We start from the raw sequence: 23,955 nt of genomic DNA, 5'->3' as shown, positions 1-23,955 counted from the left end.
ATTCCGTTATGGGTATACGATTTCTCCATGGCACGTGCGGCAACCACGACGGATGCGTTCAACGCGGTCGCCGAACCCCGGCGACGGCAGATCCTCGACCTGCTGGCCCAGGGCGAGCGACCGGTAAACGACCTGGTCGAGATGCTCGGCCTGGCCCAGCCCCAGGTCTCCAAACATCTGCGCGTGTTGCGCGAGGTCGACCTGGTCCGCGTCCGCGACCAGGGCCGACAGCGGCTCTACCGGCTCAACGCCGCGCCGCTGCGCTCGATCCACGACTGGCTGCGCAAGTACGAGCAGAACTGGACCGCCCGCTTCGACCTGCTCGACACCGTTCTGACGGAGCTCAAACAGGAGGAATCCGATGGCCTCAGCGAAAGTCACCCTTCCGTCCGACACCCAGATCCTGATCACCCGTGAGTTCGACGCGCCCCGTGACCTGATCTGGCGCGCCTACACCGAGCCCGAGCTCATCAAACGCTGGTGGGCCGGCGAGCGCGGCACCGTCACCACCGCCGAGGTCGACCTGCGGGTCGGCGGTCGATGGCGCTACGTGATGACCGCGAACCCCGGCTTCGAGGTGGCCTTCCACGGCGAATACCGCGAGATCACCGCCCCCGAGCGTCTGGTCAACACCGAGGCGTTCGAGGGCATCCCCAACCCCGACAGCAACGCCGCCCTGGTGACGGTGACGCTCACCGAGAAGGACGGCCGGACCTATCTGGAAGTCCTCACCGAGATGAAGGACCGGGCCGGTCGGGACGCGATCATCGAGTCCGGCATGGAAGGCGGCATGCAGGAGTCGTACATCGCCTTGGAGAAGGTCGCCCAGTCACTCGCCTAGGCCGTACACCCGGAGGGTTTCCGTGAGCATCTCCTCCTGGACAGCCGCCGGATAGGCATCGGGGTCGGCGGCGGCGAAGGCCGCCGCCCCCTCGACCATCGCGCCCAGCGCCACCGCCACCGTGGCCCGCCGCCGCGCCGCCCACTCCGGCGCCGCCGCCGCGACCAGGCGCTCCAATCGCTCCCGCCACAGCCTGTTGTTCCGGCGATGAATCTCGATCAGCTCGTCATCGGCGAACGCGGCGGCCAGGAACCCGATCCACACGACGCTGCCGTTGATCGACTCGGGATCGATGGCCAGCCCCTGCCGGAGCACCGCCCGCAGCGCGCCCCGAGGCGTCGCGGCGGCGGCCTCGAGCGCCTCCACCCGGCGGCGACTGGTCTCGTGCAGCAGTTCGCGCGCGTGCCGCAGCAACGCCTGCCGGTTGGGAAACCGGTGCATGACCAACCCGGTCGTGCAGCCGGCCGCGGTGGCCACGGCCCGCACCGTCAACCGCTCCAAACCCTGCTGAGCCAGCACGTCCCACACCGCCCGGGACAGCGCTTCCTGCTGAGCGGCCTGATCAACCGTGCGTGACACGCGTCTCGCCTCCCCTGTCTCGTAACGGATGTTACCGTAACGCCTGTTACGACTGCACCGGGAGACTTCATGAACTGGACCATCGAGGAACGACCCTGGACCGACCCGGCGGGCGCCGCCCTGCGCGCAGCCCAGCGCACAGAACTCGACGAGCGGTACGGCACCGACGAGCACGAACCCGGCGCCGCCCCCTCCGCCGCCGACATCGACGTCTTCCTGGTGGCACTGGACCCCACCGGCGAGGCCATCGCGTGCGGCGCCCTACGCCGCCTCGACCCGACAAGCGCCGAGCTCAAACGCATGTACGTGGCGCCGGCCAGCCGCGGCTCCGGCGTGGCGACCGCCGTACTGCGCGCGCTGGAGGAGCGGGCCTACTCCCGTGGGTGGACAACGTTGCGCCTGGAGACGGGGCCCGCCCAGCCGGACGCCATCCGCTTCTACCGGCGCGAGGGCTACCAGGAGATCCCGCTGTACGGCGCCTACATCGGATCCGAGCTCTCGGTCTGCTTCGAGCGCTCCTTGCCGAGCAGCCGCTCCTCATTGCCGAGCAGGCGCTCCTCGTAGTCGCACGCCGCTACGGCCGACAAGCTACGCCGCCAAAGGTCGGCGAGAATGGCCGAGACAGTTCGGATCCGATCGTCCAGGCTGACCCGCGGCGCGAAGTAGAACTCACACACGTGATCGAAGAACAAAAAGCCGGACCCGGCACCGGCTTCCTCGTTGTCGTCCACGAAAAACTCAAGCCCCTCCGCGTCGACCGCACCCGCTATCCACGCGCTCAATTCCGCGCGCCCAGGCGCCCCGTGGACGAAGACCTTGCAGTCCAACTCCGACAAGTCGACGTCTTCGGCAACGGTGAGCGGCGGCTCATCCAGGCGCGCTGAAACGATCCAAGTCTCGTCCTCCTCGGAGGTGACGCCACACACCACGCGTTCACCGAGGTCCATCGCGACGAACTCCGGTTCGCCGGCGTAGGTCCCCAGATGCTCGGCCAACTGGACCGGACCGGTGATCATCACTTTCCGCCAGCCCTGCCGCCGCGCGCCAGGTCCAGCGAAATGAATCCAAAAAGGACGATCAGCGACGATTACCCGCGCTCTCGTGGCGATCTCCAGCCACTCCTCGTCGACTTTGTTCAGAAGTGCAGGAGAATCGTCCGGCACTACCGAATCCGGCGTGACCCCGGCGCCGATAAGCAATTTCCAGGCGGTCATGGGCGACACAGTTGGGGACGACGATTCGTCCAGGAGCGTAAGACCCGCTCGCGAGAGCGCCTCGTCGCGGCCCGGCTCGCTCAATGCCTGAACCGGTCGAACACCGAGCGAGATGACACACCCGTCAGCTGCGTCGGGAACATACGACCGTCCGTATAGAACTCCGGATCGGGGAGTGCTCTCAGCACATCCGCGAAACGCGGGGTGTCTCCGTCCCCCAGGTCCAGGACACCGACATTCTGACCGTCCGATGCGTACTCGAACATGAGGCCCGCCTCGCCGGACGCCTCGTACCAGAACTTCGTCGTGGCGATCAGCTCGCCGCTCGCGGCGTACTCCAAGCCCATGATCAGCTTCTCGGCACGATCGACGAGCTCGGCAACGAATCGCTGCGCCACGCCGTCGACGGCATATCGAGCGGTGAGTTCCCAGTGGAAACCCGCCGGTGCGGGCTCGCTGCCGGCTATCGCGAAGTCGATCCCCGGGTAGTCACGTGGGTGAGTCTCCAGGATCGAGCCAAGCTCCTCGGCGTAGTAGTCGACCTCGACCAGTTCGCCACGCCTGTAGAGCTCAACCCGGGTAAGCGCGCCGGATACGTCGAACAGCCTGCGCGAATACCTGTCGGCCGCGCTGACCTCCTCGGCCGTCGCCTCGACCGAAGACTTCGGGTCCCAGCCCAGGGACAGCTTGCTGCTCATGCTCGACCCACCGGAAGTTCCATCCACGGATACATCATCAACACACTCGATTCTCGCATGACCGAAAAATCGATACCCGGAAGCGAGAACTCCACGACGATCGGCAGAAGTTCATTCGGCGTTCGTATCGACTATTTCCGGTCGGTGAGTGGGGACCCATCCAGGCGCGCCGAAACGATCCAGGTCTCGTCCTCCTCGGAGGTGACGCCACACACCACGCGTTCACCGAGGTCCATCGCGACAAATTCCGGTTCGCCGGCATAGGTCCCTAGGTTCTCGGCCAACTGGACAGGACCGGTGATCATCACTTTCCGCCAGCCCTGCCGCCGCGCGCCGGGCCCAGCGACATGAATCCAAAAAGGAACGCCGGCGACGAGCACCTGCGCCCTCGTGGCGATCTCCAGCCACTCCTCATCGACCTTGTCCAGATGTCCAGGAGAATCGTCCAGCACTACCGAATCCGGCTTGACCCCGGCGCCGATAACCAATTTCCAGGCGGTCATGGGCGAAACAGTCGGGAACGACGACTCTTTCAGCAGCGTCAGACCCGCTCGCGAGAGCGTCTCTTCTGTGTTCCCGGGCTGATCCATCATTTTTCCCTCGGATAGTCCAGATGGTGCTTACCACCCATTTGAGCATATCGCTCGGGCTCCGAGGTAGCGTCCCATCCAAAGTTGACAGCCATGCGCGTCCGGTCGATCTTGGGCTCACCAGCGTGGAAATGAGGTCCACGGTTCGGATCGTTGAGATGCTCGGCGATCACCCTCGAACCGTCTTCGGTCTCGAACTGCAGATAGGTTCCGTGTGCGCCCTCGTCCCTTGAAAAAAGATAGTTCGGGAACCCTCGGCGCAGAACATCGCTGCCCACCTCCCACTTGGCATCGGGGGTGGTTCCGAGCGGAATTCCGGCGCGTTCATATGCGGCGTCCAGCGCCTCTTGCCGACTGCCGAAGGGAATGTTCACCACTTTCGGCTCATTCGATGATCCGGCCGGGTCGGCGGCGATGAACGGGCCGTCTCCCGTGTGCATCGGGCGCGGGCGGGCCTGTCCGTCCACCGTCAGCGCGTCCATCCGGACCACGTCCGACGGGAAGCCGTTGCCGGAATGGGTGGGGATGGGATGGCGATCGTTCAGGGAACGGTTCTGCGGATCGAGATAGAGAATCGTGCCGTTCTGGTTGACGGCCGCCACCTCGTGCGTACGGCCGGCTTGGTCCTGCGTCGTTATGAAGGCCATCGAACCGTGGCCCAGGCCGAGCAGGTGATCGCGCAGCCGACTCTGGGCCAGTCGGATCTGGTCACGGGCGGTCTGCGGGTCGGTCGTCGGGCTGACGTTTGTCAAGCCTTCGAAACGGCCGCCGGTGGTGCTTTCGATGCGGGCGGTCACGCCTCGCTCGGCGCCCGTGGGGCGGTTCGGGTTGCCGTTGCGGTAGCCGTCGAACGTACGTGGCGCGGACACTCGAGGGCGGCCGTGCATCCACGTGTCATAGAACGACAAGACCGTGTCGCCGCAATTGTTGGACCGGGTCGGATCGGCTTCCGGGCCGCCGTCGTTCTGCAGGCCGAACCAGTTTCCGTCCCGCGGGTCGGCGTGCCGCACCGGGTTGCCGTCGCGGTCGCGTGGCATGGCACGTTCCAGGTCGGTCTGGTGAATCGCCAGGGGCAGCCGCAATCCGCCGCGCTGGTTGTAGCGGCGCGACATGTCGATCGGATGCGGGCCATCACTGCCGGTCAATGCCGAGCGGTCGCTCGTCTCCACCGGGCCGGGCGCCAGGTCGTTGCCGCCGTCGACCTCGTTCAGCCGTCCCCAATCGTTGCCGGTCAATTCGACGTCGCCGAGGTCACCGCCGTTTTCCACGTCACGGGCGTGGGCTCGGAGGTCGTACGCGTCCTCCATCGCCTGGTCCCGTTCGGCCCGATGCCGATCGACGGCCGCAAGGTCCCCCCGCCGATCGGCCGCGCGGATGGCGTCGGTCAGTTGGTCGGCCCGGTACTCCTGAGCGCGCGCCTGATCCCGCAGATCGCGCCCGACGTCCTGCCGGTGCGCGTCGGCATAGTCATGCCGCGTCTTGTGGTTCGCGTAGTCGTAGTTCTCCCGGCCACGCCGATCAGCGACCTCACGCGCATCAACATCCGGCGCAAGCGCCGTCGTCATCCGCGTCGGCTCAAGCACCGACAGCGGGTCACGGTCGGTCTTTGCCGAATGCGGTTCGAGTGCCGACAGCGGATCGGAAACTCGCGGCCCATTTCGCATTTGCTGGGTACGGGCGGAGCCGTCATCCACAGCCGACCCGTCCCGGTTCTCCACCACCGGCGTCGCATCAGTCCTCGGCGCCGTCTCGATCGTGGGCGTCGCCCGAGTCGGCGGCGGCTTTCGTGTCTGTGGCGGCTGCGGCTGCGGCTGCGGCTGCGGCTGCGGCTGCGGCTGCGGCTGCGGCTGCGGCTGCGGCTGCGGCTGAGTGTTCACCGGGGGTGGGGGCGGCTGGTTGACCTGCTGGAGCTGGGCCTGCTGGAGCTGGGCCTGCTGGAGCTGGGCCTGCTGTTGCCGGTAGGCCAGCGGCGGAGGCGGCGGCACCGGCTGCCTGCTGTGGTAGGGCGCCGGCGGCGTGTTCGGCACCGACATCGGGTGGCCCTGGCCGTCGACCATGAGCGCGTTCACCGTGACGACGTTGGACCCGTTCGTGGTGCCGGTATGTCCGTAGAGCGTGCGGTGCCCCGGCCCGCCGGCGAAGTTGGTCGCGTCCTGGACGTCGCCGGTCTGCGGATCGACGAAGTACAGCGTCCCGTTGTGGTTGACGGCGTTCCAGGCATGCCAGCCGCCGTGGCCGTTCGGGCCCTCCCACTCGTTGATGATGATGGCCATCGAACCGTGGCCGCCCTGCAACAGGGTTCGGGCCACCGAGGCGAACGCGTTGTCGATGTCGACCTTGGCATCGGCCGGTGCCTTGTGCGACACGTTCGGCGTGACCTGCGTGAAAGAACTGCCGGTCGCGTCCTCGGCCCGGAAGTGTCCGTCCGCCTCACCGATGTGCCGGTCGTACCCGCCGTTCGAATAGGTGTCGACGGTACGAGGCGCGGACACAGTCGGGCGCCCATGGACGTACGTCTCGAAGAACGACAACGAACAGTCGAGACAGTTCACCCCACGGGTCGGATCCGCGCTCGGCCCACCGTCGTTGAGGAGCTGAACGTACGGCCCGCGGGGGTCCGGCGTGCGCAGCGGCACCCCGTTCTGATCGCGCGGCACCATCCGCTCAAGGTCGGTCTGGTGCAGCTCGAGCGGCACCCGAAGCCCACCGGGCCGGTTATATTTCCGCAGCGTACGGGCATTCGGCGGGTTGCCGCTGCCGGACAACGCGGACTGGTCGTTGCTCCATAGCGGCCGATCCGACAGGTAGCCGTCGTCGCCGTTGGCCTTGCCCCAGTCCGGGGACTGCCGAAGGTCCAGCATCCGTATGTCGACCAGCTTCTGATCGAGCCGGAGGTTCGCCTCGGCTTCCTTCCGCTTGTACAGCGCCTCCATCCGACGGTGGTGGTCGGCGCCCCGGAAGTTGAGCAGCAGCTTCGACCGCCGGGCGGCCCGCCGCGACCTCTCCTGCTCCTGCTGATAACGCACGATCTCCCGGTCGATCGGGCCGATCTCCCGGTAGTAGACGTCGTTGAGAACGTCCCGCTTCCGCCGGTCGTACCCGTCGAAATACCTGCTCTCAGCCCGAGCCTCCGCAGCCGTCCGCGCCGTCAGGTGCGGCCGCGAATGCGCAGGCCCCGCCGCCACGAACGCGTCGTCCGCCCGTCCCCGGTCCCCTTGCTCTGGCCGCGAGTCCCCTGGTCCCGGCCGCGAGTCCCCGGGGGCCGGCCGCGAGTCCCCGGGGGCCGGCGGCGGCGTCCCCGCATCGGGCCGCCCAGACTGCGCGGGAGCCGGCGGCGAAGGCCTGGTCGGCGCCGCGCCATTCGGTCGCCCTACGTCCGTACCACCCGGCGCCGTCCCCGAGGGCGAGGTCGTCGGACTTCCGGCCGCCGGGCGCGTGGCCGCCGGGCCGGCGCTCGCGGGACCAGTGCTCGCGGGACCAGTGCTCGTAGGCCCCGTCGTCGTAGGACCGCCGGTCGTAGGAGTAGCGGTCGCAGGACTGGTCGTGGTCGAAGCGAAGCGGGTCTCAATGTGCGGGCTATTCGAAGTCGGGCCGCTCGAAGTTGGGCTCGGGCTCGTGACACCCGGACTCGTGATGCTCGGGCTGGCCACGCTCGAGGTCGTGACAGTCGGTCCGGCCACGCTCGGGCTCGTGACGCTCGGGCTCGTGACGCTCGGGCTCGTGACGCTCGGGCTCGTGACGCTCGGGCTCGAAACACCGGCGCTCGTGACGGTCGGGCCTGGGCCGCCAGGACCCGCAATGCTCGAGCCGGAAATGCCGGAACTCGCGACGCTTGAGCTCGTGACACTCGGACCCGATGTGCTCGGGCCGGCCAATCCTGCGCTCGACACGTTCGGGCTGGAGACGCCGGCGCTCGCAATGGTGGGGCTGCTGACGCCGGAGCCCGAAAAGCTGGTATTCACGCTTGGCGCGGAGGTCGGGCCAGCAGTGGTGATCGAAGGGGCTGCGGAGTTGCTCGTGTTCGGCGCGAAGTTCACCGCCGGCGCGTTGTTGCCCCCGGAACCGCCGGCCGAAGCGGATAGCGGCGAGGAGGCTGAGAGGCTGGTGTGCGCGGGGGCGTCGACCGTGGGCGCGGCTGCGGCGAGCGTGGCCTCGCCATGGGCCGATGACGAGGTGTGAACGGTCCCCGAGGGCGCGGCGCCCGTGATGGAAACCGACGAATCGGAAGAAAGCGAGGAACCGGAGGCCGCGCCATGTGACAAGACCGAAGCGCCCGGGGACGCGGCATGCGAAGAGGAATCCGGGAACGTGGCGTGCAGGGGGCCCGGGGAAGCCGCGTCCGAGAGGCCCGAGGAAGCGGCATGCGAAGGGCCTGGGGAAGTCGCGTGCGAGGAGCCTGGGGAAGCGGCGTCCGAAAAGCCTGGGGAGCCTGGGGAGCCTGAGGAGGCAGCGTGGGACGAGGGCGCTGGGGAGTTGCTGGTGGGCACGTCGGCGACTGCGGACGTCAACGGCGTACCGGAAGGGGTTGATCCGGGGGACGCGGCCGGCGGTAAGTCGCTCAGGGTGAGGTCGCCGGCGCCGACGAGGGTGGCGTTCAGGCCCTTGACGTCGTGGTGGGCGTTGCCGATCGCGGAGCCGGTGGCGCCGGAGGTGGCCGATTTGGCGAGGCTGTCGAAGTCGGACAGGTTGCCGGTGGCGGCGTTGCCGCCAAGGTCGCCGAGGAGTTCGGAGGCGGCGCCGCGGAAGATGCCGCTGCGTTTGCCGGCGCCGATGTTGCCGCCGCGGGCGGCGAAACCGCCGGCCGCGCCCGCGCCGGTGGCGATGCCCAGGTCGGCCAGGTCGCCCAGGTCGAGTTTGTTGCGGCCGGTCGCGGTTTGGTAGGCCGTGATGCCGGCGTTGGTGAGCAGTTCCTCGCGGGCTTCTTCGCGGCCCTCCTTGAGGGCGTGCTTGCCGAGCTTCTTGAGCCCCTTCTTGGTGAGCACATCCTTCGCGACGCGCTTGCCCATGTCTTTGAGGCCCTGTTTGAGGGCCTTCTTGGCGAGCTGCGCGACCAGTTTCTTGAAGATCTGCTGGATCGCCATGCGGGTCGCGGCGATCAGCCCGCCGGCGGCGGGTGAGGCGGCGCCGAGAGTGAGGGCGACGGTTACCGCCATGCCGATCAGCTCGATGACGAAGATGCCGAGTTCGATCCAGGCTTCGAGTTTGGCGCTCTCGATGTCGGCGCCGCACTCCTCGACCATCTTGCCCATCTCGGTGGCGAACTCGACGAGGGCGTTGAGCGGGGCGTCGGAACCGTCGGCGACCCTGTGCCAGGCCGCGATGAACGCCTCGACGGTGGTGCCGGCACCACCGTACGCGTCAATGATGATCTGGGCCGCCTGGGCGGCGTCGTCCCTCGGCGTGACCATGGCGGTGGCCAGGTCGTACCACTGGTCGGCGACATCCCAGGTGATCTTCTCGTTGCCTTCCGGCCAGTCGAAGCCGACCACCCATTCGAGCGCTTCGTAGGCCCAGCCCGGTAGATCCCACGGGCAGAAGTCGAGTGGATGCGGGATCGGACTCGGCAGGACGGTCATGACGTCCGGTAGGACTTGCTGACGTTCTCGCCGGAGCGCTGGTCGGCGCCCAGGTTGTCCTCGACGGAGGCGATCGCGGCGTCACCGAGCGACTCGACGTAGACCGCGACCTGGCCGAACGCCTCGGTGAACTGCTGGAGCAGCGGGGCGTAGTTGCTGTGGAACGCCGCCCCGATGTCGTCCCTGCCCCACGGCTGTCCCTGGCTGGCGACGGCGATCGCGGCGACGGTGCTGTTGTCGAGGCTGACCATGCTCTTGCCGGCCGAGGAGAGGTCGCGTCCCCCGGCGGCGGCGCGCTGCGGGTCGAGGGAGAGCTGCTCACCGCCCATCGTCGTCGCCTGCCTCGGTCATCACGCGATCCTGGCGGGACAGCAGCGTGCCGAAGTTGCCGTCGCGCATGAACCGGGCCGCGCCCGAGTCGGCCGGCAGATATTCGCCGACCATCTCCTGCACCTGGTCGGTGGTCTTGGCGACGGCCTGTTCGACGGTCCGCAGGATCTTGCGGGACAGTTCGTCGGCGTCGGCCCGGCGGTAGATGTCGGGGTCCAGCTCGAGGTTGATCAGCTGGCCCCGTGGCCCGACGGTGGCGCGGACCAGCCCATCCGGCGATTCGGCCGTCACGGCCATTCTGGACAGACGCTCCTGCATCTCGTCCAGCCCGGAGCGCAGGCGTTCGTACTGTGACACCACATCGTCGAAACGGGCGCGCAGCGCACGGTTCGCGTCGCGGTCGGCCTGTCTGGTCACGGCGTCTCCCCCCGAAAACTCGCGATTTGCCAGAAAAAACTACCAGCCGGCGCCCTCCCGGGGCTGCCCGCCAATTGACGTTGTCGAATAGTTCTAAGCTCGCTCCGAGGGACCGAAGGGGGAGCGGCCTAGATGATCACGCTGGCCGAGGCGGAGCGGATCGCCACGGGGTGGGCTGAGAAGGAATCGATGTGGCGCGGTTATCCGTGCACACCGCACGTCGATGAGCTGGCACTCGGCTACGCGGTCTGGATGCGGCTGCCCCCGGACGTGCGCACCGAGCCCGGCCAGGACGTGACCACAGTCATCGATCGCGCCACCGGCCGCCTGTCGCACTGGCCGCCCGCCCCGCTCGACGAACTCGACCAGCGTTACTCAGAACGCCGCGACGCCGCGGTCGGTTCACATCAGACCGCCGACCCCGTCGCCGAGCTGTGGCGGGAGGCGTTCCGCCGGGTCAGCCCCGCCGTCGCGGCGCACCTCACGCTGGGCGGCCGGCTGTTCCGGGCCCGCGGCGCCAAGGGCGACCAGGAATTGCGGCACCATCCGATCGTCGCGCGGTTGCTCGGCGCGGTCCCGCGGGGCGGCCTGGTGCGGGGTGCCGACCGGCACGCCGAACTGCTGGTCGTCTCCGACGTGCTGTTCGAGGCCGACCGGGCGCGCACCTCGGGCGGCCAGGAGCCGCTCACCCTCGACGAGGCCGGCCACCTGCTGCAGCAGGGCCTGTTCGAGACGTTCCACATCCGCGAGTCCGGCGACCCGCTCGGCGGGCAGCCGGCCGCGCTCTGCGCCACCTGCTCGGACCTCCTCCTCGCGCTCCGGGTGATCGCGGCCGAGGAGCGTACCTATGTGGAGGCTCAGCGGTTGACCTCGGGTGACGACCCGGTGCCGGGTCTTTTCCCGGCCGAGGTGGCGTGGGAGCTCGCGGCCGGCGGCTGGGATCTCGGCACGATCGAGGAGCGGGCCCGCGAGGGCGTGGAGACGGTCGTCGGCATCGAGATCACCGAGGGGTCGGAGTTCACCATGCGGCTCTTCGACGCCGCCCGGGACGCCTACGTCGAGTTCTACCGGGTGGCGCCGCGGCGCAACGGGCCGGGTCGCGCGCAACGCGTCCGGGAGTTCGCGATCGGCGGCGGCTCGATCCAGCACCTCGCCGACCCGCTCGCCGAGTTCGGCATCATCCTCGACGCGCAGGTCTTCCCGCTCGGCGTCGAGGGTGCCGACGAGGCGGTCCTGGTGATCGACGACCGCGGCCGGGTCTTCGCCCTCGACCAGGGCGGCGAGTGGTTCATCGCCGACACCGTGCACGAAGCGCTGGTCGCCCTGCTCACCGGTCGACCGGCGGCGCGCGTACGCAACGACGGCACCTGGGAGACCGCATGATCACCCGAGCCGACGTCGAGGCCGCCGCGGCCACCTGGGCGCGAGCCGAGTCGCTCACCGCCGTGATCGACGAGTTCGACCTCGGCTTCATCGTCCGCCTCCTGCCCAGCGACGTCGGCACCGGCGCGACAGTCGTCGACCGGGCGACCGGGCGGGTGTCGACCTGGCCCAACCTGCCGGGCGGCACCCTCCAGCGGATCTACCGGGAGCGGCGGGCCGACATCGTCGACCCGCCCCGCACCGCCGACCCGGAGGTGCAGCTGCGCCGCGAGGCCCGCCGCCGGATCGCCCCGAGCGTCGCCGCGCACGCCACCGTCGCCGGGCGGCTCTACATCGCCCGCGGGGCCAAGGGCGATCAGGAGCTCAACCACCACCCGCTGGTGCTGGAACGGCTAGCCGAGCAGACGCCGCAGGAAACGGTGCGCGGCTGCGAGCGGCACGCCGAGTTGCTCGTCTGCTCCGACGTGCTGCACGAGACGGATCGGCGGCGGTCCCTGGCGGGTCAGGCTCCGCTGACCCTCGACGAGGCTCGGGCGCTGCTGCGGGAGTCGACGTTCGAGACATTCCAGATCCGGGTGCCGGGTGACCCGCTCGGCGGGCAGCCCAACGATCCGTGCGAGACCTGCACGTACGTCCTGACCCAACTCGCCCTGCTGGAATGGTCGGCCACCGGCGCGCTCCACCCGAGCACCGCCGCGCCCGAACCCAACCCGGACCCGGCCCGGTTCTCCGACGTGGTCGCGTCGGAGTTGCTGCGCGGCTCATGGCTGCCCGACGTCGCCCCCGAGATGTACGTCGCGATGGCCGAGTTCGAGATCGGCCACGCCCTCGAGGTGCCGGGTCAGCAATACCGCCACGAGTCGTTCCCGGCCGCCGTCGACGCGCTCGCCCAGACCGGCTCGGTGGTCCTGCACCGACGCGCGCCCGGCCTCGAGCAGCGGACCCGACTGGTCTACATCTCCCCCGACTGGGCCCAGCACAGCGCCGACGCACTTGGCGAGTTCGCCCAGGTCATCGGCGCCCGGCTGATCCCGATCGGGAGCGTCAACAACGAGTCGGTCCTGGCCGTCGACGAGCGCGGCCGGATCTTCGACCTCGACCAGGCCGGCGAGTGGTTCATCGCCGACAGCTATCTCGAGGCGCTCGAGACGCTCACGCTCGGCAAGACCACCCACCGGGTCCGCGACGACGGCACCTGGGGTTACTGACGGCGCCAGATGCTGACCTGGTCCGTGCGGTAGGCCCGCAGGAGCTTGAAGCCGTACTTCGTGCCGTCGAAGTTGAGGTCGGCGCGACTCGGGTAGTACCGGCCGATCATGACGTCGGCGTCGGCCGGCGGCTCGTCCTGGGAGAGCAGCTTGACCTCGGACCAGTACACGTCGTGGTAGAGCACGTAGTAGGCGTTGTTCGTCATGTGACGCCCGAAATACACCTTGTCGCCGGGGCCGACGCCGATCTTCCCGAGGTCGACGGACAGCGTGAACCGCTTGCCCAGCGGCTCGATGACGTGGTTGCGCATCACCGACATGGTCACGCCGTTCGCCACGACGATCAACGCGAGCACCGGGATCGCGAGCTTGCGCAGGCGCGTGACGGCCAGGAGCACGGCCAGGCCGACAAGACCGATCAAGGCACCGACGTACGGGCGGAGACTGCCCCATCCGGCGGTGATCGTCATGATGTCCGGGCCACCGAACGGACCGTACGACAGGTGGTGCCCACGCTCGGCCGTGTAGTTCAGCCGGTACGCGATCACCGCCCCGCCCACGGCCAGGATCAGCACCGGGACGATCGCGTATTTCAGAAGGCTGCGGAGCTTGCTGTCGACCAGGACGGCGAAGCCGAACAGGATGTAGAACGGGACGAACACCTGCACGTAGCGTGAGTAGAGCGCGTCGGCCGTGGTGTTCACCAGGCCGGCGAGGATCACCGCCGCCCCGAGTGCCGTGCCGATCATGCTGAACAGGGCGACACCGGCGGTCCACCGGTAGGCCGCGTCGCGCACCGGCCGGAACATCTCCACCGCGCTGGCCGCCCAGGCCAGACCGGCCAGACCGGCGGTGACCACGCACATGTACCAGATGTTGGTGCCGAACGAGGCCGCGAACACCTGCAGCCGCTGGCCGCTGGTGAAGACCGACAGGGTGCCGCCGCCGACGATGTCGCCGCGCAGGTGGACCTTGGTGCCGACGACCATGATGAGGATCTGGTTGAGCACCGCCATCAGCACCAGCGGCGCGGCCGCCAGGGCCGCCATCGACCAGGTGGTGCGGCGCCGGAAGAGCAGGAAGGCCAGGAACGCGAAGTAGACGAGGGCGAGGATCGTGCCCCGGATGTGCACCATGTAGAGCACGCCGGTCAGCACGCCCGCGGTGATCGCCGCACCCTTGCGCTCCGGCTCGCTCAGCCACCAGTGGATGGCGAGGAACCAGCCGAGCAGGATCGGCGCCATGATCGAGTCGGTCATGCCGACGAGCGACCAGAACACCCCGGCCGGCATGGTGGCGGCGACGAAGGCGGCGGCCAGCGCGACCCAGGTCTTCAACCCGAACATCCGCCGGGCCAGCAGGTAGGCCACCGGCAGGGTGAGAGCGCTGACCATCGCATTGATGACGTGCACGATCTTGTACGAGGTCGCGAAGTCCAGGCCGAACATGAACGCCGGCGAGACGAGCAGCGGGTAGCCGATGCGCCGGAACAGCGGTGTCTCCGAGCTGAAGCCACCGGGGCCACCGGCGATGGCCCGGGCCGCGTTCATGTAGCTGTCTTCATCGGAGTGCGCAATCGGGTGCGTGACCGGATGTCCCAGCCACAGCCGCCATAGAACTCCGGCCAGCCAGCCAAGAATGAGAACGGCCACGATCACCCATCGGGTGCGGCCATTGTCCCGTTTTGTCGCCGTCGTTTCGCCGTGCGAAATCGGCATGACGCTCGTCGCCATGGTGATGGTTTTTCTTTCCTGCCGGGGACCGGTCGCGTCTACCAGCGAATGACCGGGCGAACGATAGCAGTCGGAAGGCGCCGCTACCGCCCCTCGTACCGCTACACATAAACCTACAGAACGGACATAACTCGACCATCCGCCGTTAAGCCGTTGTAGCGGAATGCGGCAAACATCAGCAACTGTCGCCGCGCATAGGCCGCCGACAGGATGGTGTAGTGTCCGCTCGCCGAAGCTCTGACGGCGGGGGAAAGGTAATGAGGCTGGTATTTGTAACGGCGACCACAGGCGTGATCATGCTGGTCGTCATAATCGAGTTGTTGCGACGACGGCAGCTGCGCGAGAAATACGGCGCACTGTGGCTGCTCGTGGCTATTGCCGTGCTTCCGCTGGCGTTCGTGCCGACCCTCCTCGACGGGTTCACCGAGTTCCTCGGCATCGCGTCCGGATTGAGCCTGTTCCTGTTCCTGAGCGTCGTCTTCCTGCTCCTGGTGACCGTGCACCTCTCCTGGGAGAGCAGCCGGCTCGAGGAGGAGACCAGGAGCCTGTCCGAAGAGATTGCCCTGCTTCGGGCAGATGTAGCCGAATTGCAGGAGTTGCGGGAGAAAGCGAAAACGCCGTGACCGCCCCCACCGCCGAACGCGTATTGACGATCCTCCCGGCCTGGAACGAGGCGGAGTCGATCGCCGCGGTCATCAAGGAACTTCAGCAGGAGATGCCGGGCATGGACGTCCTGGTCGTCGACGACTGCTCCCGCGACGCGACGGCCCGGGTGGCGCGCGCTGCCGGGGCCAAGGTCCTGCGCCTGCCCTACAACCTGGGCGTCGGCGGAGCCCGCCGCCTCGGCTACCGGTACGCCGTCGAGCACGACTACGACATCGCCGTGCAGATGGACGCCGACGGGCAGCACGACCCGCGCTACATCCGCGACATGGTGGAAGCACTCGACCGCGCCGACCTCGTGATCGGCGCCCGGTTCGCCGGCGAGGGTGCCTACCAGGTCCGCGGGCCGCGCCAGTGGGCAATGAAGCTGCTCTCCAAGGCGCTGTCGGTGATCGCGAAGACGAAGCTGACCGACACCACCTCGGGGTTCCGGGCGTGCCGCGGCGAACTGATCAACTTCTACGCCTACAACTTCCCGGTCGAATACCTCGGCGACACGGTCGACACCATCGTCCAGGCAAAACGATCCGGTTACGCGATCACCCAGATCCCGGTCTCGATGCGGCCACGACAGGGCGGCACCCCGAGCGCCTCACCGGCCAAGTCCATGGTCTACCTGTTCCGTTCCGGCCTGGCCCTGCTCCTCGCCCTGGTGCGCCGGTGACGGCAGTCAGCGAATCCGTTCTCCGGATCACCAAGAGCAGCGGTTTCCGGTTCCTCATCGTCGGCGGCACCAGCGTGGTGGTCGACGCCGGCCTGCTCTGGATCCTGCACGGCGTGCTCGGCATGTGGTTGTCCCCGGCCACCGCGCTCGCGTTCCTGGCCGGTTTCGTGGTCAACTTCGGCCTCAACCGCCAGTGGGCCTTCGCCTCCACCGGCCGCCTGCGTCACCAGCTCGCCAAATACCTGGCACTGGTCGCGGTGAACCTGCTGATCACCGTGCTGCTGGTGAAGGCGCTGACCGCGCTGGGCGTGATGTACCTGATCGCGAAGGTCTTCACCACCGCCATCCTGTCGACGGTCAACTACTTCATCTCCCGCCGGTGGATCTTCATCTAGGCCCGATCGACCCGTCCCGCATCCAGCACCTCGGCACGTCCGCGGCGCACATGCTTGCGTAACGCAGCCGCGCGAGCGAGCCTCAGCAGTGATTGCCACCTCCTGCTCGTCGTCGGAGAGCAGCTTTGAGAGCCCTTCGCGGTCGAGGGCCTGCGCGGCCGCGCAGGCCCCGGCAGGCGTCGAGGTCGAGCGGGAAATCACGATCCGGCTCGACGAGCGAAACCGCCCTGAGCCGGACTTCCTGGTCACGACGGGACCCCAGTCCTATGTGCCGACCGGGATTCATCGCCACGACCGGCGCGCCACGGTGCCGTGCCCGATCAGACTCGACCTGGACGGCTGGTTCCCGGTCCCCGTCATTGAGCCGGGACACCAACGCCGTCAGCAGTGGTCCTAGACGTTGAAGCGGAACTCGACCACGTCGCCGTCCTTCATGAGGTAGTCCTTGCCCTCCATGCGGACCTTGCCGGCGGCCTTCGCGGCGGACATCGAGCCGGCCGCCATCAGGTCGTCGAAGCTGACGATCTCGGCCTTGATGAAGCCGCGCTGGAAGTCGCTGTGGATGACGCCGGCGGCCTCCGGGGCGGTCGCGCCGACCGGGATCACCCAGGCGCGCGCCTCCTTGGGGCCGGCCGTCAGGTAGGTCTGCAGGCCGAGCGTGTTGAAGCCGACGCGGATCAGCTGGTTGAGGCCCGGCTCGGTCTGGCCGGTCGACTGGAGCAGCTCCAGTGCCTCGTCCTCGGGCAGCTCGATCAACTCCGACTCGATCTTCGCGTCCATGAAGACGGCTTCGGCCGGGGCGACCAGGGCACGCAGTTCGTCGAGGAACTCGGCGTTGCCCAGTTCGGCCTCGTCGACGTTGAAGACGTAGAGGAACGGCTTCGTGGTGAGCAGGTGCAGCTCGGCCAGCAGCTCGACGTCGAGGTCGGCGGCGGCTGCGCCGGTGTACAGCGTCGTGCCGTCGTTGAGCAGCTTGAACGCGGTCTCCGCGGCGGCCACGACGGGCGCCCGGTCCTTCTTGAGCTTCGCTTCCTTCTGCAGGCGCGGCAGCGCCTTCTCGACCGTCTGCAGGTCGGCCAGGATGAGCTCGGTGTTGATCGTCTCGATGTCGTCGGCGGGCGAGACCTTGCCGTCGACGTGCAGCACGTTGGGGTCGCTGAACGCGCGCACGACCTGGCAGATCGCGGACGCGTCGCGGATGTTCGCGAGGAACGCGTTGCCGCGGCCCTGCCCCTTCGACGCGCCGCGCACGAGACCGGCGATGTCGACGAAGCTCACCGGGGCCGGCAGGATCTTCTCGCTCTTGAACAGCTCGGCGAGCTTCTCCAGGCGGTCGTCGGGCAGCCCGACCACACCGACGTTCGGCTCGATCGTGGCGAACGGGTAGTTCGCCGCGAGCACGTCGTTCTTGGTCAGGGCATTGAACAGGGTGCTCTTGCCGACGTTGGGCAGGCCGACGATTCCGATGGTGAGGCTCACGGAGTCCCAGTTTACGCAGGGTTCGGCGGCGCTTCGGCGGGGGCAACACTGATGTCCGATTCCCGCCAGCCCAGGCCGGGCCGACCGGGGCAGACTCAACGGCATGGAACTGGACTTCGAACGCTGCTACCGAGCCGTCGACAGCCGGGACCAGCGCTTCGACGGCTGGTTCTACACGGCCGTGACCAGCACCGGCATCTACTGCCGGCCGTCCTGTCCGGCCATCACCCCGAAACGGGCGAACGTCACGTTCCACCCGAGCGCGGCCGCCGCCCAGCGCGCCGGTTTCCGCGCCTGCAAGCGCTGCCGCCCGGACGCCGCACCCGGCTCGCCGGAGTGGGACGCGCGGGCCGACCTGGTGGGCCGGGCGATGCGGTTGATCGGCGACGGCGTGGTCGACCGGGACGGCGTGCCGGGCCTGGCGAGCCGCCTCGGCTACACCGAGCGTCACCTCAACCGGCTGCTCACCGCGGAGCTGGGGGCCGGGCCGCTGGCCCTGGCCCGGGCCCAGCGCGCGCAGACCGCGCGGATCCTCATCGAGACGACCGACCTCGGCCTCGCGGACATCGCGTTCGCGGCGGGTTTCGGCAGCGTGCGGCAATTCAACGAGACGATCCAAGAGGTGTACGCGCAGGCGCCGAACCAGCTCCGCGAGCGCCGTCCAGTGGCCCGGACCGAGGTGGGAACGATCAACCTGCGGCTCGCTTACCGGTCCCCGCTGCACGTTCCGGCGCTGCTCGACTTCCTCGAGACGCGGGCGCTGCCCGGGGTCGAGGAGCGCGTCGGGAACACGTACCGCCGGGGTCTGAATCTGCCGCACGGAAGCGCGATGGTCGCGCTGACCCCGGAGAAACGCTGGGTCTCCGCCACCCTGCGGCTCCGCGACGTGCGCGACCTCGCGCCGGCGGTGGCGCGCTGCCGGCGGCTGTTCGACCTGGACGCCGATCCCGACGCGGTCGACACCACGCTGAGCGCGGACGTCGCGCTGCGCGCGTCGGTCGATACCGAGCCTGGTGTACGGGTACCGCGAGCGGTCGACGGCTTCGAGATGGCGGTCCGCGCGATCGTGGGTCAGCAGGTGAGCGTGGCGGGCGCCCGAGCGACGTTGACCCGGATGCTGCGCGCCGCCGGGCTTTCCGGCGTCGCGTCGCCCCCCACCGATCGTCGGCCCGCCGCTCTCCCTGACCTCGTGGGCTTTCCCGCCGCCGCGGAACTGGCCGAACTGCCGGACTCGGCGTTCGGGATGCCGGCGAACCGGCGACAGACGATCCGGCAGCTGGCCGAGGTGGTCGCGGCCGGGAAGATCGACCTGGAGCCGGGCGCGGACCGGGAGGAAACGGTCGCGCGGCTGGTGGAGCTGCCGGGGATCGGCCCGTGGACCGCCGGATATGTGGCGATGCGGGCGATCGGCGATCCCGACGTGTTCCTGCCGACCGACCTGGCGGCGCGACGGGGCGCGGCCGCGCTCGGCCTGCCCACCACTCCGAAGGCCCTGGAGAAGCACGCCGAGCGGTGGCGACCGTGGCGTTCCTACGCGCTGATCCGGCTGTGGCGAGCGTCGTGACCGGAGTTGTCCACAGGCCCACAGAAAATCTCCCGGCCCCGCCCCGAACCGGCCAGGCTTGTTCCCGAACCCCCTGGAGGACCCATGTTGAGATACAAGACGATCGACAGCCCGGCCGGCCCGCTCACCATCGTGGTGGGCGAGACGGGCGGCGTGCGCGCCGCCGGTTTCACCGGTGACGTGAGTGAGCTGCTGCCGCTGATTCACCCGACACTGCGGGCCGACGCGCGTCCCGACGACGACATCGGGCCGGTGCTCGAGCACCTGCGGTCCTATTTCGACGGTGCTCCGCTCGCGCTCGACCAGGTGGTGGTCGAGCAGCACGTCGGCGGCGAGTTCATCGCGCACGCCTGGCGGGTGATGCGCGAGATCAAGCCGGGCAGCCCGGTGACCTACAGCGAGTTCGCCCTGCTGGCCGGGCGGCCGGCGGCGTTCCGGGCGGCCGCGGCGGCCTGCGCGCGCAATCCGGTCGCGCTCTTCACGCCCTGCCACCGGGTGCTCCGGCTCGACGGTTCGCTCGGCGGCTACCGCTGGGGGCTGCCGGTGAAGCGCTGGCTTCTCGACTTCGAAGCGACCCACTGACGTGATTATCGGAGGCCCGGTGCGGGCGGCAGTCGTAGCATTCAGGCCATGACTGATACGGGAACGACCGCGCGCGCCGGTCTCCCCGAGCGTCCGTCGCTTGACGGCCTCGAGGACAAGTGGGCGCGCCGCTGGCAGGAGGAGGGCACGTATGCATTTGATCGCTCGAAGGAGCGCTCGGATGTGTACGCCATCGACACCCCTCCGCCGACCGTATCGGGCGAGTTGCACATGGGGCACGTCTTCTCGTACACCCACAGCGACACCGTCGCGCGCTTCCAGCGCATGCGCGGAAAGACCGTCTTCTATCCGATGGGCTGGGACGACAACGGGCTGCCGACGGAGCGGCGGGTTCAGAACGTCTACGGTGTCCGCTGCGATCCGAGCCTGCCCTACGACCCGCAGTGGCAGCCCCCGACGCTGAGCACGTCGGCGAGCCGGGGCAAGGAGACGGTCTCGATCTCGCGGCGCAACTTCGTCGAACTGTGCGGGCGGCTGACGGCCGAGGACGAGAAGGCGTTCGAGGCGTTGTGGCGGCGGCTCGGGCTCTCCGTCGACTGGAACCTGACCTACACGACGATCGGGGCCCGGGCGCGGGCCGTCTCGCAGCGCGCCTTCCTCAACAACCTGGCCCGCGACGAGGCCTACACCGCCGAGGCACCGACGCTGTGGGACGTCGGATTCCGCACCGCGGTCGCGCAGGCCGAGTTGGAGGACCGCGAGCGCCCGGGCGCCTATCACCGGCTGAAGTTCCACGGTCCCGGCGGTCCGGTCGAGATCGACACGACGCGGCCGGAGCTGCTGCCGGCGTGTGTCGCGGTGGTTTTCCACCCGGGCGACGAGCGTTACCAGCACCTGCTCGGCAAGACGGTCCGCACGCCGTTCTTCGGCGTCGAGGTCCCGGTCCACGAGCACCCGCTGGCCGCGCCCGACAAGGGCACCGGCCTCGTCATGGTCTGCACCTTCGGTGACCTGACCGACGTCATCTGGTGGCGTGACCTGCGGCTGGAGACCCGGGTCGTGCTCGGTCGCGACGGCCGCTTCCTGCCCGACCAGCCGGCCGGTGTCCCGGTCGCGGCCTACCAGCAGTTCGCCGGCCTGACCGTCAACGCGGCCCGGCGCGAGATCGTCCGGTTGCTCGTCGAGGCCGATGACCTGGTCGGCGAGCCCACGCCGATCACGCACCCGGTGAAGTTCTACGAGAAGGGCGACTCGCCGCTCGAGATCGTCACGAGCCGGCAGTGGTTCATCCGCAACGGCGGGCGCGACGGCGAGATCCGCGATCGCATGCTGGCCCGGGGTCGCGAGCTGCGCTGGTTCCCCGAGCACATGCGACACCGCTACGAGCACTGGGTGACCGGCCTGACCGGGGACTGGTTGATCAGCCGGCAGCGGTTCTTCGGCGTGCCCATCCCGATTTGGTACCGGCTCGACAACGCTGGCGAACCGGACTACGACCAGCTTCTCATACCGGACGAATCGTCGTTGCCAGTCGACCCATCCTCGGAGTGTCCGCCGGGGTTCGACGAGTCGCAGCGTGACGTCCCGGGCGGCTTCACGGCCGATCCCGACGTCATGGACACGTGGGCCACCTCGTCGCTGACGCCGCAGATCGTCGGTGGCTGGCACGACGACGAAGACCTGTTCCGGCGGGTCTACCCGATGGACCACCGCCCGCAGGCGCACGAGATCATCCGCACCTGGCTGTTCTGCACGGTCCTGCGCGCCGACCTGGAGGGTGACGCGCTGCCGTGGCGCAACGCCGTCCTGTCCGGCTGGATCCTCGACCCCGACCGCAAGAAGATGTCCAAGTCCAAGGGCAACGTCGTCACGCCGATGGACCTGCTGGTGCAGAACGGCTCCGACGCGGTCCGCTACTGGGCGGCCAACGGGCGGCCCGGTGCCGACCTCGCGTTCGACCCGGCCCAGATCAAGGTGGGCCGGCGGCTCGCGACCAAGCTGCTCAACGCGTCCAGGTTCGCGCTCGGACCGGGCGCGGCCGCGGCGCTTCGGCAGCCGGTCACCGAGCACCTCGACCGGGCCATGCTGATCCGGCTGGCCGACGTGGTCACCGCCGCGACCGAGGCCTTCGACCGCTACGACCACACCGAGGCGCTCCAGGTCACCGAGAGCTTCTTCTGGACGTTCTGCGACGACTACATCGAGCTGGTCAAGGAACGGGCCTACGCGCAGGGCCCGGCGGCCGACTCGGCGCGGGCGGCCCTGGCCGCCGGCCTGTCGGTGCTGCTGCGCCTGTTCGCCCCGTTCCTGCCGTACGTCACCGAGGAGGTCTGGTCGTGGTGGCGCTACGGCTCGGTGCACGCCTCGACCTGGCCGACGAGGTACGAGCTGACCCGGGTCGCGCCGGACGGTGACGCCACCCTGCTCGAACTGGCCGGCGAGGCGCTGCGCCAGGTCCGGCGGGCCAAATCCGACCGGAAGCTGTCGATGAAGGCCGAGGTCCCGCTGGCCGAGGCGCTCGGCCCGGCGGCGATGCTCGACCGGCTCGCGCTCATCGAGGGCGACCTGCGCTCGGCCGGCCGGATCGGCAAGCTCGACCGCCTGCCCGACCGTACGCCGGAGCTGGTCATCGCCTGCGCGTTCTGAGCCGTCGCCGGGTTCCGGGGAAAACCGGGACCCGGCAACCCGGCCGGGGCAGCATGAGGGCATGTCGATCGCGCCCGAGCAGGTCGAGGCCCCGGCCACCGACGCAGTGCTCTTCCGCTCCTCGCCGATCCGGACCTTCGTCGCCATCTTCCTGCTGCTGATGGTGTCCTTCGCGGCGGTGTCCCCGATCGTCGCGATCGCCGTCGGCGGCACCGGCAACCCGTGGTGGCAGACGTTCCTGCAGGCGGCGGTGATCTGCGTGCTGGCCGCGGGTGCCTACGCGTGGTCGACCCGCGGCTCGCTGACCACGTGGGTGCGGGTCTCCTCCGGCGGCCTCGAGGTGGCCGCCCAGGGCAGCGACCCGATCCTGCTGGACTGGCCGGACATCGAGTCGTTGGTGGTGCGCCGGCAGGGCATCCGCACACTGCTCGAGGTCACCCCGGTCGACCTGGACCGGGTGCACCCGGTCGACGACGACGGCGGCCCCGGCGGCCCGGCGATGACCCTCACCGGCGACGGCCCGGCCTTCACCGCCGACCTGAGCGAGGTGTGGCCGGGCCCCCGCGCCCTGAAGCGCGAACTGGCCCGGCACATGCCCTCGAAGCCGATCGCCTGACCCGCCACCGCAAAGCCGCAGCCCGGCGGAGAAGCTAGAAGTCGAAGTCTCCGCCGCCGTCGAAGCCACCGCCGCCGTCGAAGCCACCCAGGTCGTTGCCGCCGTCGAAGTCGCCCGCGGCGTCCTGGAACCCGTCCTGATAGCCGTCGCCGTAGCCCATGTCGCCGAAGCCCGGCGAGAACAGCGCGTCGAAGATCAGCATGCCGCCGAGGACACCGGCGCCGGCGCCGAGCGCGGTCTTCCAGACCGGCGTCGAATACCACCCGGCCGGCACCGGCCGGCCCTGCACGCGGCCACCCGGGTAGTAGTACGGCGTGTCGGCGCCCGGCTGCGGGCCGGCTCGGTAGCTGTGCCCCTGCACGTTCACCTCACGCGCCTGCGTCAGCTGACCGACGCCCTGCGCACTGGCCAGCGGCGGCAGGTCGGGACCGGGGTCGAGGCCCATCGCCACCCGGGCGGCCCGGACGTACTGCAAGCCCTCCAGCGCCGATTCGCGGGCGAGGGAGAACTGGTGGGTGGTCTTGGCCTGCTGAAGCTGCCCGCCCGCGGCGTTGTAGCGCTCGCTGGCGTCGGCGAGGGCCTGCCGGGCGGCCGGCTCGTCGGCGTGCAGGTTCATCACCTGACCGCCGAGGCGCTCGTACCACCGCTGGGCGTCGGCCCGGGCGTCCTCCAGCCGCGTCGCCTCGGACGCGCCCTGGTTGCGGCGGGCGAGCAGGACCACGAGAAGGACGATGATGACGATGCCCAGAATCAGCAACACACTCATGTTCCAACGGTACCTTCACGATTCTTGTCGTACCGGTCTGGCAGTCTTCG

23 protein-coding genes are annotated in these 23,955 nt (G+C 69.1%); 13 read left to right on the top strand and 10 right to left on the bottom strand.

Features of this window, described 5'->3' with window-relative positions; all coding sequences use genetic code 11:
• The first annotated feature begins 27 nt into the window (after nt 1–27).
• A complete protein-coding gene (locus Afe05nite_RS02600) occupies nt 28–417 on the top strand; it encodes an ArsR/SmtB family transcription factor (RefSeq protein WP_203815310.1) in 390 nt (129 codons plus the stop codon).
• Nucleotides 362–841, top strand: a complete 480-nt coding sequence (locus tag Afe05nite_RS02595) for an SRPBCC family protein (RefSeq protein ID WP_203815309.1) — start codon at nt 362–364, stop codon at nt 839–841. Before Afe05nite_RS02600 ends, Afe05nite_RS02595 begins: the two co-directional genes overlap by 56 nt.
• Here Afe05nite_RS02595 and Afe05nite_RS02590 read toward each other — a convergent pair.
• Nucleotides 830–1,420, bottom strand: a complete 591-nt coding sequence (locus tag Afe05nite_RS02590; RefSeq protein WP_239117497.1) for a TetR/AcrR family transcriptional regulator — start codon at nt 1,418–1,420, stop codon at nt 830–832. The genes Afe05nite_RS02595 and Afe05nite_RS02590 overlap by 12 nt on opposite strands.
• A gap of 69 nt (nt 1,421–1,489) precedes the next feature.
• Here Afe05nite_RS02590 and Afe05nite_RS02585 point away from each other — a divergent pair, with 69 nt between their 5' ends.
• Nucleotides 1,490–1,984 (top strand): GNAT family N-acetyltransferase, encoded by a 495-nt coding sequence (locus tag Afe05nite_RS02585; protein WP_203815308.1) that lies wholly within the window; start codon nt 1,490–1,492, stop codon nt 1,982–1,984.
• On the opposite strand, the gene Afe05nite_RS02580 is transcribed toward Afe05nite_RS02585, so the two are convergent.
• From Afe05nite_RS02580 to Afe05nite_RS02540, 6 genes are all read right to left on the bottom strand, one after another.
• On the bottom strand, nt 1,900–2,634 hold the full coding sequence (locus Afe05nite_RS02580; RefSeq protein WP_203815307.1) for a hypothetical protein: 735 nt from the start codon (nt 2,632–2,634) through the stop codon (nt 1,900–1,902). The genes Afe05nite_RS02585 and Afe05nite_RS02580 overlap by 85 nt on opposite strands.
• Nucleotides 2,635–2,714: 80 nt before the next feature.
• A complete protein-coding gene (locus tag Afe05nite_RS02575) occupies nt 2,715–3,332 on the bottom strand; it encodes a hypothetical protein (protein WP_203815306.1) in 618 nt (205 codons plus the stop codon).
• Between the two features lie 131 nt (nt 3,333–3,463).
• Nucleotides 3,464–3,925 (bottom strand): hypothetical protein, encoded by a 462-nt coding sequence (locus tag Afe05nite_RS02570; RefSeq protein ID WP_203815305.1) that lies wholly within the window; start codon nt 3,923–3,925, stop codon nt 3,464–3,466.
• Complete coding sequence (locus Afe05nite_RS44450) at nt 3,922–9,498, bottom strand: toxin glutamine deamidase domain-containing protein (RefSeq protein WP_275407436.1); 5,577 nt, start codon at nt 9,496–9,498, stop codon at nt 3,922–3,924. The genes Afe05nite_RS02570 and Afe05nite_RS44450 overlap by 4 nt, the downstream gene beginning before the upstream one ends.
• Nucleotides 9,495–9,827, bottom strand: coding sequence for a hypothetical protein (locus tag Afe05nite_RS02545; RefSeq protein ID WP_203815300.1), 333 nt, complete (start codon nt 9,825–9,827; stop codon nt 9,495–9,497). The genes Afe05nite_RS44450 and Afe05nite_RS02545 overlap by 4 nt, the downstream gene beginning before the upstream one ends.
• Complete coding sequence (locus Afe05nite_RS02540; RefSeq protein ID WP_203815299.1) at nt 9,817–10,245, bottom strand: YbaB/EbfC family nucleoid-associated protein; 429 nt, start codon at nt 10,243–10,245, stop codon at nt 9,817–9,819. The genes Afe05nite_RS02545 and Afe05nite_RS02540 overlap by 11 nt, the downstream gene beginning before the upstream one ends.
• Nucleotides 10,246–10,377: 132 nt before the next feature.
• Between Afe05nite_RS02540 and Afe05nite_RS02535 the strand changes: the two genes are divergently transcribed.
• Both Afe05nite_RS02535 and Afe05nite_RS02530 read left to right on the top strand, forming a co-directional pair.
• The gene (locus Afe05nite_RS02535) at nt 10,378–11,628 is read left to right on the top strand and encodes an SUKH-3 domain-containing protein (RefSeq protein ID WP_203815298.1); all 1,251 of its coding nucleotides are present in this window, start codon (nt 10,378–10,380) and stop codon (nt 11,626–11,628) included.
• Nucleotides 11,625–12,836 (top strand): SUKH-3 domain-containing protein, encoded by a 1,212-nt coding sequence (locus Afe05nite_RS02530; protein ID WP_203815297.1) that lies wholly within the window; start codon nt 11,625–11,627, stop codon nt 12,834–12,836. Before Afe05nite_RS02535 ends, Afe05nite_RS02530 begins: the two co-directional genes overlap by 4 nt.
• Here Afe05nite_RS02530 and Afe05nite_RS02525 read toward each other — a convergent pair.
• Nucleotides 12,830–14,488, bottom strand: coding sequence for a glycosyltransferase family 39 protein (locus tag Afe05nite_RS02525; RefSeq protein WP_203815296.1), 1,659 nt, complete (start codon nt 14,486–14,488; stop codon nt 12,830–12,832). The two genes, Afe05nite_RS02530 and Afe05nite_RS02525, sit on opposite strands and share 7 nt — an antisense overlap.
• A 338-nt stretch (nt 14,489–14,826) precedes the next feature.
• Between Afe05nite_RS02525 and Afe05nite_RS02520 the strand changes: the two genes are divergently transcribed.
• The 4 genes from Afe05nite_RS02520 to Afe05nite_RS02505 all read left to right on the top strand — a co-directional run bounded on the left by Afe05nite_RS02520 (nt 14,827) and on the right by Afe05nite_RS02505 (nt 16,688).
• Complete coding sequence (locus Afe05nite_RS02520; RefSeq protein ID WP_203815295.1) at nt 14,827–15,192, top strand: DUF2304 domain-containing protein; 366 nt, start codon at nt 14,827–14,829, stop codon at nt 15,190–15,192.
• Nucleotides 15,189–15,896 (top strand): glycosyltransferase family 2 protein, encoded by a 708-nt coding sequence (locus tag Afe05nite_RS02515; RefSeq protein WP_203815294.1) that lies wholly within the window; start codon nt 15,189–15,191, stop codon nt 15,894–15,896. The genes Afe05nite_RS02520 and Afe05nite_RS02515 overlap by 4 nt, the downstream gene beginning before the upstream one ends.
• On the top strand, nt 15,893–16,291 hold the full coding sequence (locus Afe05nite_RS02510) for a GtrA family protein (RefSeq protein WP_203815293.1): 399 nt from the start codon (nt 15,893–15,895) through the stop codon (nt 16,289–16,291). Before Afe05nite_RS02515 ends, Afe05nite_RS02510 begins: the two co-directional genes overlap by 4 nt.
• A gap of 88 nt (nt 16,292–16,379) precedes the next feature.
• Nucleotides 16,380–16,688, top strand: coding sequence for a hypothetical protein (locus Afe05nite_RS02505; protein WP_203815292.1), 309 nt, complete (start codon nt 16,380–16,382; stop codon nt 16,686–16,688).
• Here Afe05nite_RS02505 and ychF read toward each other — a convergent pair.
• Nucleotides 16,685–17,770, bottom strand: a complete 1,086-nt coding sequence (ychF, locus tag Afe05nite_RS02500) for a redox-regulated ATPase YchF (protein WP_203815291.1) — start codon at nt 17,768–17,770, stop codon at nt 16,685–16,687. The genes Afe05nite_RS02505 and ychF overlap by 4 nt on opposite strands.
• A gap of 103 nt (nt 17,771–17,873) precedes the next feature.
• On the opposite strand from ychF, the gene Afe05nite_RS02495 reads away from it, so the two are divergent.
• The 4 genes from Afe05nite_RS02495 (at nt 17,874) to Afe05nite_RS02480 (ending at nt 23,139) form a co-directional block, all read left to right on the top strand.
• The gene (locus tag Afe05nite_RS02495) at nt 17,874–19,334 is read left to right on the top strand and encodes a DNA-3-methyladenine glycosylase 2 family protein (RefSeq protein WP_203815290.1); all 1,461 of its coding nucleotides are present in this window, start codon (nt 17,874–17,876) and stop codon (nt 19,332–19,334) included.
• Between the two features lie 84 nt (nt 19,335–19,418).
• Nucleotides 19,419–19,916 (top strand): methylated-DNA--[protein]-cysteine S-methyltransferase, encoded by a 498-nt coding sequence (locus Afe05nite_RS02490; protein ID WP_203815289.1) that lies wholly within the window; start codon nt 19,419–19,421, stop codon nt 19,914–19,916.
• A 48-nt stretch (nt 19,917–19,964) separates the two neighbouring features.
• Nucleotides 19,965–22,523, top strand: a complete 2,559-nt coding sequence (gene valS / locus Afe05nite_RS02485) for a valine--tRNA ligase (protein ID WP_203815288.1) — start codon at nt 19,965–19,967, stop codon at nt 22,521–22,523.
• Between the two features lie 61 nt (nt 22,524–22,584).
• Nucleotides 22,585–23,139, top strand: coding sequence for a hypothetical protein (locus tag Afe05nite_RS02480; protein WP_203815287.1), 555 nt, complete (start codon nt 22,585–22,587; stop codon nt 23,137–23,139).
• Nucleotides 23,140–23,173: 34 nt separating this feature from the next.
• Here the strand turns inward: Afe05nite_RS02480 and Afe05nite_RS02475 are convergent, their stop codons facing one another.
• Nucleotides 23,174–23,905, bottom strand: a complete 732-nt coding sequence (locus Afe05nite_RS02475) for a hypothetical protein (protein ID WP_203815286.1) — start codon at nt 23,903–23,905, stop codon at nt 23,174–23,176.
• Between the last annotated feature and the right edge of the window lie 50 nt (nt 23,906–23,955).

The sequence above is a fragment of the Paractinoplanes ferrugineus genome, assembly GCF_016862195.1.
Taxonomy (GTDB): domain Bacteria; phylum Actinomycetota; class Actinomycetes; order Mycobacteriales; family Micromonosporaceae; genus Actinoplanes; species Actinoplanes ferrugineus.
The sequence above is the reverse complement of the archived record's forward strand: the minus strand, read 5'-3'. Positions and strand labels throughout refer to the sequence as shown.

Bases quoted from the DNA above. Each gene is read 5' to 3' on its own strand.
- valS (WP_203815288.1), top strand. From the start codon at position 19,965: ATGACTGATACGGGAACGACCGCGCGCGCCGGTCTCCCCGAGCGTCCG.
- Afe05nite_RS02595 (WP_203815309.1), top strand. From the start codon at position 362: ATGGCCTCAGCGAAAGTCACCCTTCCGTCCGACACCCAGATCCTGATC.
- Afe05nite_RS02530 (WP_203815297.1), top strand. From the start codon at position 11,625: ATGATCACCCGAGCCGACGTCGAGGCCGCCGCGGCCACCTGGGCGCGA.
- Afe05nite_RS02570 (WP_203815305.1), bottom strand. From the start codon at position 3,925: ATGATGGATCAGCCCGGGAACACAGAAGAGACGCTCTCGCGAGCGGGT.
- Afe05nite_RS02585 (WP_203815308.1), top strand. From the start codon at position 1,490: ATGAACTGGACCATCGAGGAACGACCCTGGACCGACCCGGCGGGCGCC.
- Afe05nite_RS02495 (WP_203815290.1), top strand. From the start codon at position 17,874: ATGGAACTGGACTTCGAACGCTGCTACCGAGCCGTCGACAGCCGGGAC.
- Afe05nite_RS02600 (WP_203815310.1), top strand. From the start codon at position 28: ATGGCACGTGCGGCAACCACGACGGATGCGTTCAACGCGGTCGCCGAA.
- Afe05nite_RS02475 (WP_203815286.1), bottom strand. From the start codon at position 23,905: ATGAGTGTGTTGCTGATTCTGGGCATCGTCATCATCGTCCTTCTCGTG.
- Afe05nite_RS02490 (WP_203815289.1), top strand. From the start codon at position 19,419: ATGTTGAGATACAAGACGATCGACAGCCCGGCCGGCCCGCTCACCATC.
- Afe05nite_RS02480 (WP_203815287.1), top strand. From the start codon at position 22,585: ATGTCGATCGCGCCCGAGCAGGTCGAGGCCCCGGCCACCGACGCAGTG.
- Afe05nite_RS02545 (WP_203815300.1), bottom strand. From the start codon at position 9,827: ATGGGCGGTGAGCAGCTCTCCCTCGACCCGCAGCGCGCCGCCGCCGGG.
- Afe05nite_RS02575 (WP_203815306.1), bottom strand. From the start codon at position 3,332: ATGAGCAGCAAGCTGTCCCTGGGCTGGGACCCGAAGTCTTCGGTCGAG.
- Afe05nite_RS02535 (WP_203815298.1), top strand. From the start codon at position 10,378: ATGATCACGCTGGCCGAGGCGGAGCGGATCGCCACGGGGTGGGCTGAG.
- Afe05nite_RS44450 (WP_275407436.1), bottom strand. From the start codon at position 9,498: ATGACCGTCCTGCCGAGTCCGATCCCGCATCCACTCGACTTCTGCCCG.
- Afe05nite_RS02580 (WP_203815307.1), bottom strand. From the start codon at position 2,634: ATGACCGCCTGGAAATTGCTTATCGGCGCCGGGGTCACGCCGGATTCG.
- Afe05nite_RS02520 (WP_203815295.1), top strand. From the start codon at position 14,827: ATGAGGCTGGTATTTGTAACGGCGACCACAGGCGTGATCATGCTGGTC.